This window comes from Nocardia sp. NPDC058114 (genome assembly GCF_042884695.1).
Lineage (GTDB): Bacteria > Actinomycetota > Actinomycetes > Mycobacteriales > Mycobacteriaceae > Nocardia.
In genome coordinates, this window is sequence record NZ_JBHVTK010000002.1 from 105,043 (window position 1) to 112,140 (window position 7,098).

General features: G+C 68.4%; 7 protein-coding genes. 6 read left to right on the forward strand and 1 reads right to left on the reverse strand.

Annotation, left to right across the window (positions count from 1 at the left end; genetic code table 11):
• Positions 1–26 precede the first annotated feature (26 nt).
• Together ACFVVI_RS09040 and ACFVVI_RS09045 are read left to right on the forward strand one after the other, a co-directional pair.
• The gene (locus ACFVVI_RS09040; RefSeq protein WP_387444686.1) at positions 27–1,463 is read left to right on the forward strand and encodes a class I adenylate-forming enzyme family protein; all 1,437 of its coding nucleotides are present in this window, start codon (positions 27–29) and stop codon (positions 1,461–1,463) included.
• The gene (locus ACFVVI_RS09045; RefSeq protein WP_387444689.1) at positions 1,456–2,601 is read left to right on the forward strand and encodes a thiolase family protein; all 1,146 of its coding nucleotides are present in this window, start codon (positions 1,456–1,458) and stop codon (positions 2,599–2,601) included. Before ACFVVI_RS09040 ends, ACFVVI_RS09045 begins: the two co-directional genes overlap by 8 nt.
• A gap of 36 nt (positions 2,602–2,637) precedes the next feature.
• On the opposite strand, the gene ACFVVI_RS09050 is transcribed toward ACFVVI_RS09045, so the two are convergent.
• Complete coding sequence (locus tag ACFVVI_RS09050) at positions 2,638–3,291, reverse strand: TetR/AcrR family transcriptional regulator (protein WP_174551036.1); 654 nt, start codon at positions 3,289–3,291, stop codon at positions 2,638–2,640.
• 175 nt (positions 3,292–3,466) lie between these two features.
• On the opposite strand from ACFVVI_RS09050, the gene ACFVVI_RS09055 reads away from it, so the two are divergent.
• From ACFVVI_RS09055 to ACFVVI_RS09070, 4 genes are read left to right on the forward strand one after another with little or no spacing between them, the layout of a single operon-like run.
• On the forward strand, positions 3,467–4,465 hold the full coding sequence (locus tag ACFVVI_RS09055) for an acyl-CoA dehydrogenase family protein (protein WP_378990213.1): 999 nt from the start codon (positions 3,467–3,469) through the stop codon (positions 4,463–4,465).
• Positions 4,449–5,627 (forward strand): acyl-CoA dehydrogenase family protein, encoded by a 1,179-nt coding sequence (locus ACFVVI_RS09060; RefSeq protein WP_378990212.1) that lies wholly within the window; start codon positions 4,449–4,451, stop codon positions 5,625–5,627. The genes ACFVVI_RS09055 and ACFVVI_RS09060 overlap by 17 nt, the downstream gene beginning before the upstream one ends.
• Positions 5,628–5,637: 10 nt before the next feature.
• On the forward strand, positions 5,638–6,420 hold the full coding sequence (locus ACFVVI_RS09065) for an enoyl-CoA hydratase (RefSeq protein ID WP_067444910.1): 783 nt from the start codon (positions 5,638–5,640) through the stop codon (positions 6,418–6,420).
• 29 nt (positions 6,421–6,449) lie between these two features.
• Positions 6,450–6,950, forward strand: coding sequence for a hypothetical protein (locus tag ACFVVI_RS09070; protein ID WP_067444912.1), 501 nt, complete (start codon positions 6,450–6,452; stop codon positions 6,948–6,950).
• Positions 6,951–7,098: the final 148 nt, after the last annotated feature.

Sequence of the window (7,098 nt, forward strand, 5' to 3'; positions counted from 1 at the left end):
TCTCTTGCTGTGAGAATAATGTTCTCATGAACATTGGCATGATCCTAGACATGGCCGCCTCGGCCGGGAGCCGATCGGTGATCACGGTCGGCGACCGCTCGCTGACCGCGGCAGACCTGCTCGACCGCGCCCGACGTGCGACCCCGCGCTTCCAGGAGCACTCCGCGGTGCTGTATCTGGGCGCCAACCACCTGGCCTATCCGATCGCCCTGTTCGGCGCCGTGCTGGCCGGTGTGCCGTTCGTGCCGCTGAACTACCGGCTCGGCGACGCCCAGCTGAGCGCGCTGCTCGAACGCCACCCCGGCGCGCTGGTCCTACGACCGGAGGACCTCGACGCCCTGGTGGCAATCGACCCCGCCCAGCCCGACGCGCCCGAGGTGGCGACGCCGTGGGACGCGGACTCGGTGGCGGTGATCCTCTACACCAGCGGCACCACCTCCGCGCCCAAAGCCGCGCTGCTGCGCCACCGGCACCTGATGGCCTACCTGCTCAACACCGTGGAGTTCGGTGCCGCCGCGACCACCGACGCGACTTTGGTGTCGGTGCCGCCGTACCACATCGCGGGGCTGACGAATCTGCTCTCGAACCTCTACGCCGGTCGCCGGGTGGTCTACCTGCCCGCGTTCGACCCCGCCGAGTGGCTGGCGACGGTACGCCGGGAACAGATCACCCAGGCGATGCTGGTGCCGACCATGCTGGCGCGCATCGTCGCCGCGGTCGACGGACCCGACGCGAGCACCCCGACCTTGGCGACGCTGGCCTACGGCGGCTCGCGCATGCCGCGCCCGGTGCTCGATCGCGCACTGCGGGTGTTCCCCGAGACCGGCTTCGTCAACGCCTACGGGCTCACCGAGACCGCGTCCTCGGTCGCGGTCCTCGGACCGGATGATCACCGGGCCGCCGCCGCCTCCGCCGATGAGCTCGTGCGCGATCGTCTCGGCTCGGTGGGCCGCGCGCTGCCCGGCATCGAGTTCGAGATCCGCAGTGCCGCGGGCGAACCCGTCGCGGTCGGCGAGACCGGATTGGTCTTCGTCCGTGGTGATCAGATCTCGGGCGAATACGGCGGCCGCAGCGCCCTCGACGCCGAGGGTTGGTTCCCCACCGGTGATCTCGGCAGGCTCGACGCCGCCGGCTACCTGTTCATCGACGGCCGCGCCGACGACACCATCATCCGGGGCGGGGAGAACATCGCGCCGGCCGAGATCGAGGACGTGCTGCTCGAATGCCCCGGCATCACCGAGGCCGCGGTGATCGGCGTTCCCGATGCGGAATGGGGTCAGCGCCTGGTCGCGGTGGTCGTCGGGGTCGGTGACGAAGCGCAGGTCAAGCAGTGGGTCAAGGACCGGCTGCGCTCGTCGAAGACGCCCGACGCCGTCGTGTTCCGTACCGAGCTGCCCAAGACCGACACCGGAAAACTATTGCGACGCACCCTTGTCGCCGAAATGGAGGGCACCCATGCCTGAAGCAGTCATCGTCTCCGCGCTGCGCACGCCCATCGGGACCGCGCGCAAGGGGACGCTGCGCGACACCGACGGCTTCACGCTGGCCGATCATGTGGTCGCCGCGGTGGCGGCCGACCTCGATCCGAATCAGATCGACGATGTCATCCTGGGCGAGGGGCGTTACGGCGGCGGCGTGCTGGCCCGGCACGCCGCGGTCACCTCGGGGCTCACCACGGTGCCCGGCCTCGCCACCAACCGGCACTGCGCGGCGGGGATGGCGGCGGTGCAGTCCGCCGCGGCGAGCATCCGCGCGGGCATGGACCGGCTCATCATCGCCGGTGGCGTGAACGCCGATTCCACCGCGCCGCGCCTGCGTTTCCGGGTAGGCGAGGACGAATGGCTCGACCCGTGGACCTCCCCGACGCATCCCGATCGTCCGGATGCGCCGAATCTGGACATGTCCATCACCGTCGGCTGGAACGCGGCGGTCAAAGCCGGTATCTCGCGTGCGGAGATGGACGCCTGGGCGCTGCGTTCGCACCGCAACGCCATCGCCGCCATCGACGAGGGGCGCTTCGCCGACGAGATCGTGCCGATCAAGACCCCGCACGGCCTGTTCGAGGTCGACGAGCACCCGCGCCGCGACACCACCATCGAGAAGCTGGCCGGGTTGAAGGTGCTGCACCCCGAGATCGAGGGTTTCAGCATCACGGCGGGCAACGCCGCGGGCGCCAACGACGGGGCCGCGGCCCTGGCCATCGCCAGTGATCGGCTCGGGCTGCCCGCGCTCGGTGTCATCCGGTCGTGGGCGTCGGTCGCGGTCGACCCCGCCGTCACCGGCCTCGCGCCCATCGAGGCGATCGCGAAAGCGGTGTCGCGGGCGGGGATCTCGCTGTCGCAGGTGAGTCTGATCGAGATCAACGAAGCGTTCGCGGTGGTGCCGCTGGCCGCGATCAAGGCGCTCGACATCGACCCGGAACTGGTCAATGTCAGTGGCAGCGGGTGCTCGCTGGGGCATCCGGTCGCGGCGACCGGGGCCAGGATGATCGCCACCCTGGTGCACGAATTGCGGCGCCGTGGTGGCGGTTTCGGCATCGCGGCGCTGTGCGCCGGTGGTGGTATGGGCTCGGCGACGGTCGTCGAGGTAGCCGCGCCCTGAGGTGATACCGGGTGGCCTCCGCGGCCACCCGGTCGTTCAGGATTCGGCGAACCCGAACGCGCAGAAGTCCCAGACTTCGCCCGCGGTGATGGGGTGTGCGCTGTCCTCGTCGGCGCCGCCCGCCGACTGGGCGGTGAACATGACCGTCTGCATCACGACGGCGGCCATGCGGTGCGGGTTGAGGTCGGCGCGCAGCGCACCCGCCTTCTTGGCCTGTTCCATCAGGTCGGTGAACAGCGACAGCAGGGGCGCGTGCGCGACCTTGACCTGAGCGGGGTGCGAGACCAGTAGCTGCGGCGCGAAATCGGTGAACAGGGGCCGTTGGGCGACCGGGTCGGGCCTGCATAATTCGAACAGCAGCTCCACGGTCACCCGCAGCCGATCCAGCGGCTCGGTCTTGCCCTCGGCGGCCGCCGCCAGCTGATCCGCGGTCCGGCTCAGCGCGTCCTCGAACAGGGCGAGCAACAGCTCATGCTTACCGTCGAACTGCAGGTAGAAGCTGCGCAGCGACTGGCGGGAGCGGTCGACGACTTCCTGCACGGTGAAGTCGGTGGTGCCCTTCTCGGTGATGATCGCCTGCGCCGCGTCGAGGAATTTTTGCACCCGCTGCTCGGCGCGCAGTTTCGCCCCGCGGATGGACCGCTCGACGGCCCGCTGTTTCCACGCGGGCTCTTCGCTGACGCTGGTCACGGTTGCCTCCATCCTCGGTCAGGTGTGCAGAACATGCATGCACTGTACCGGAGAACGTCATATCCAAGGGCTACCAGCCCCGCGTGTCCGCGATCTTGGAGACTATTACTTTCTTCTGACGAGAATGTTATTCTCCGTATCGATACTGACGGTTGCTGGCAAGGAGGCCCTCCGGATGCTCGTGGAGTTCGACTCCGATCAACGGCTGTGGCAGGAAACTGTGCGCGCCGTCCTCACCAAGGAATGTCCGCCCACGCTGATTCGCGCGGTCGCCGACCAGGACGCCGATCCGGACCCGCTGTGGCAGACCTACGTCGAGCTGGGCTGGACCGAATTGGTCGACGCAGGCGATGCGGTGGAACTGGCCATCGTGCTCGAGGAGCTGGGCCGGGCGACCGATCCCACGCCGTACCTGGCGACGATGAGCCAGTTCGCTCCGCTCGCACCGGAGTTCGCGCAGGGTGGGCGCTCGGGAACGGCCGTGTTCACCGGCGTCACGGTGCGGCGCGAGGGTGCGGACTGGGTGCTCGACGGCACCGCGCACCATGTCCTCGACGGTGACCGTGCGCAGCACTACGCGGTCGTCACCGATGCCGGGGTGTTCGTCGTCGAGGCGGCCGAGGTGATCGCCCGGCGCACAGCGGTTTTCGACCCGGTCCTGCACCTCGCCGAGGTGAGCTTCGTCGGGGTGCGCGTGCGCGACGACCGGCGCGTCGCCTCGGTGCCCGAACGCGCGCGCCACCTCGCGCTGACCGGGCTGGCGTTGACCACAGTCGGTGCGTGTCAGCGGATTCTGGACCTGGTGCTCGAGCACGTGCGCACACGTCAGCAGTTCGGCGTCGCGCTCGGTTCCTTCCAGGCGGTCAAACACAAGGCCGCCGACATGCAGATCGCGATCGAACGGGCCAGGGCGCTGGCCTATTTCGCGGCGCTGACGATCGCCACCGATGATCCACGCCGCCGGATCGCCGCCTCGATGGCGAAGGCCGCGTCCGGCGAGTGCCAGTCCCTGGTATTCCGCCACGGCGTGCAGTTGTTCGGCGGCATGGGTTTCACCTGGGAAAACGACCTGCAATTCGCGCTGAAGCGGGCCAAGGCCGGCGAGCTGCTGCTCGGCGGCGCGCACACGCATCGGGCGCTGATCGCCGAGGAGTACCGTGCAACTGACTTTTGACGCCGACGTCGAGGCCTTCCGGGCCGAATTCGTGGCGTTCCTGGACGAGAACCTGCCCGACGCGGCGGTCGCCGGCGCGGACCGGGCGGCGTCTAGCGCCGACATTCCCGGCTGGGCTCGCGAATGGCAACGCCTCCAGTTCGACAGCGGCTGGCTGCTTCCCGGCAACGCCCCGGAATACGGCGGCCGCAACGCGACGCTCGTGCAGCAGTACGTGCACCTCGAGGAGCTGTCCAAGCGGCACATGTATCACAGCTTCAACCCCCAGGGGCTCGGCATCATCGCCGCCTCGCTGCTGTCCTTCGGTACCGAGGAACAGAAGCAGAACTGGGCGGTGCGGATCCTGCGCGCCGAGATCACCGCGGCGCTGGGCATGAGCGAACCGGGCGCCGGGTCCGATCTGGCCGGACTGCGGACCCGCGCGGTGCTCGACGGTGACCACTTCGTCGTCAACGGCCAGAAGGTCTGGACCTCCGGGGCCCACGACGCCGACGTGCTGCTGACCTTCGTCCGCACCGACCCCGACGTCCCCAAGCACAAGGGCATCAGCGTGCTGCTGATCCCGACCGACACCCCGGGCGTGACCCGACGCCCGTTCGCGTCGATCTGCGGTCCGCACGATCTCGACTTCAACGAGGTGTTCTTCGAGGACGTCGTGGTGCCGGCGGAGAACCTGGTCGGTCCGCTGCACGGCGGGTGGGGCGTGGCCAACGGTTCCCTCGGGCACGAGCGCACGCTGCTGTGGCTGAGTTTCGCCGACCGCCTGCGGGAACTGATCGAGGACTTCCGCCCCGAGACCGTGCTCGAGCGTGATGCCTACGCGACCATGGTCATGGACAACCAGGCCCTGCGCCTGCTCGGCTCGGCGGCGCTGGCCCGCGCGGCGCGCGGCGATCAGGATGTGGCCGCGCTGTCGGTGCTCAAGGTGTTCGGTTCGGAGGCGGTGCAGAGCGCCGCGGAGCAGACGCTGCTCGCGGCGGGCGCGGACGGGCTGGTGCACCCGGCCGTCACCGCGCCGTTCAATCCGCTGAATCTGGACAACTTCTCGTGCAGCTGGTTCGAGCGCTACGCGCGCAGCTTCGCGGGGACCATCGCGGGCGGCACGTCCGAAATCCAACGCAACATCATCGCCGAGCGTGTGCTCGGTCTCCCTCGGAGCTGAGGAGCTCGCTGTGTACATCCGCTACGAGGTCGCCGACAAGATCGCGACCATCACCCTGGATCGGCCCGAGGCGGCCAACGCCCAGAACTCGGACCTGCTCGACGAACTCGACGGCGCGTGGACCCGCGCGGCCCAGGACCCCGAGGTCGCGGTGATCGTGTTGCGCGGCGAGGGCAAGCACTTCTCGGCCGGTCACGATCTGAAGGATCGCTGGCCTTCGCCGCAGGACATCACGCTGGAGTGGATCTACCAGAACGAGAGCCGCCGCTACCTCGAGTACTCGCTGCGCTGGCGCAATGTGCCCAAGCCGTCCATCGCCGCGGTTCAGGGGCGGTGCATCGCCGGGGGACTGCTGCTGTGCTGGCCGTGCGATCTGATCGTGGCCGCCGATGACGCGCTGTTCTCCGATCCGGTGGTGCTGATGGGTATCGGCGGCGTCGAATACCACGGGCACACCTGGGAACTCGGCGCGCGCAAGGCCAAGGAGATCCTGTTCACCGGTCGCGCGGTGACCGCGACCGAGGCCGAGCAGGTCGGCATGGTGAACAAGGTGGTGCCGCGCGCGGAGCTCGACGAGCAGACCCGCGCGCTGGCCACCCGGATCGCCGCCATGCCGTCGTTCGGTTTGCGGCAGGCCAAACGCGCGGTCAACCAGACACTCGACGTCCAGGGCTTCTACGCCGCCATTCAGTCCGTCTTCGACGTGCACTCGACCGGTCACGGGAACGCGTTGAGCGTGAACGGCTTTCCGATCCTGATGGCGCTGGACGAGATGAAACAGAAGATCGAGTGATTCGTCGCTCATGAAGAGAGGTACCACCAATGCGAAATACACTGCGCCGCAAGGCAATGGCCTGTTGTGGTCTCGTGGCGATCGCCCTCGTCACGGTCACCGGCTGCGGCTCCGACGACGAGGCTTCTAGTAGTTCGTCGACCACGTCGGCGGCCACCTCCTCGGCCAAGGCCGCGGCGGCCGACCCGGCGGCGGTCAAGTCCATCACCGATGCCTATGTGCTGTTCTTCGACGGCAAGGCGGGGGCCGACAAGAAGGTCGCGGTGGTCGAGAAGGGCGCCGAGTTCACCCCGCTGCTGCAGGCGCAAGCGGCCAACCCGCAGGCCCAGAGCACCTCGGTCACCGTGGGCGGGGTGAAGCTGATCGACGCGGACAACGCCGACGTCACCTATTCGCTGCTCATGAACGGCACGCCGGTACTGCCCGACCAGACCGGTCAGGCAGTGCGTCAAGGCGGCCAGTGGAAGGTGGCTGCGGCCACCTACTGCGCGCTGATGGCGATTCAGGGCGGCACCTCGCCCGCCTGTTGAGGTAGTCGAAACAGTGTGGCGGCCCCCCGGTTTGGCCGGGGGGCCCCCCGGTTTTACAAGCTGGGTCTGAGATATTTTTAACCAGGGGGAAATTTTTTTGATGTAGGTGTGTGTTATTGTGTCGCAAATATAGGGGGCGCGCAAACGG